Annotated in this window: 1 protein-coding gene; it reads left to right on the forward strand. The window is 59.3% G+C overall.

The annotated features are described in order from the left end of the window. Nucleotides 1–163 precede the first annotated feature (163 nt). A partial coding sequence (gene vgrG, locus NCT04_RS34220) for a phage late control D family protein (RefSeq protein WP_250470268.1) occupies nt 164–1104 on the forward strand: 941 nt, incomplete at its 3' end.

The following is a 1104-nucleotide window of genomic DNA, read 5'->3' on the forward strand; positions in this document are numbered from 1 at the left end:
AAATTCCTGATGATCGGCTCATCTAATCGATTGTCACATTCTGTTGTCGTGCTTTCGGAACAACTGCGCGTGTCGTAGCCTGTTCGGCTCTTCAACCCTCATGGCGTAGGAGATCGTCAGGCGTTACGGCCAGTCATCGTCCTGCGTCGCACGGAAGACTTGAATGGAAGCACAAGCCAAGCCCACCAGCGCACTCGCGCGCTGGATCACCGGGCGTCAATCGTACTTTCTCAAAGTCGGCGGCGCGCCCGAGACGGATAACTTATCCATTTTCTCAGTCCATGCCGTCGAGCGGCTCGGCGAGCCCTACCGCATTACGCTCGAACTCACCGCCAAGACCGAACTCGCGCGCGCGGACTATCTCGGCAAGCGCGCCAAGTTCACGATCGAGCCGCCCGCCGATAGCGGCGAGCCGCGCATCTTCGACGGCTGCGTGACGCGCTTTACGCGGACCCGCAAGACTCGCGATTTCACTGCGTACCGCCTCATTGTCGAATCGACGCTGGCGCGTCTGAATCTCACTCAGGCGACGCGCATCTATCAGGACATGTCCGCGCCCGAGATCGTCATTGCAATACTCGAGCGTCACCAGTTTCTGCCGCACCAATACTCGCTCAAGCTGCGCAAGTCGTTCCCCAAGCTCGCGTTTCACATGCAGTATCAGATGTCCGACTGGGCATTTTTGCATCTGGTCATGCAGCAGGCCGGACTGTTTTGCTACACGCGCACCAGCAAGTTTGGCGAGGTGGTGCAGTTTGCCGATGACGTGGATGGCTACGTTTATCGCCCAGACGTCACTGTCCCTTACCGTGAGATCTCGGGGCTTCTGTCGGCTCAAGAGGCGATCTATCAGCTCGAGGCGCATAGCCAGCAGATACCGGCATCGGTACGGGTCGCGAATTACAACCCCGCGCTCGCGTGGGAACGGCTCGCCGCCGATATCAACCTCGCGCACGGCGATCAGACCACTTACGGCGAAACCTATACCTACGGCACTCACCACCTCGATGCGGCAAGCGCACAGTGGGAAGCGCGTTTGCGCCATGAGGCGGCGCTCTCGCAGCAAATCAGGTTCGACGGCAAAAGCACCAACCACGACCTGCA

Source organism: Caballeronia sp. GAFFF2 (genome assembly GCF_023631485.1).
Classification (GTDB): domain Bacteria; phylum Pseudomonadota; class Gammaproteobacteria; order Burkholderiales; family Burkholderiaceae; genus Caballeronia.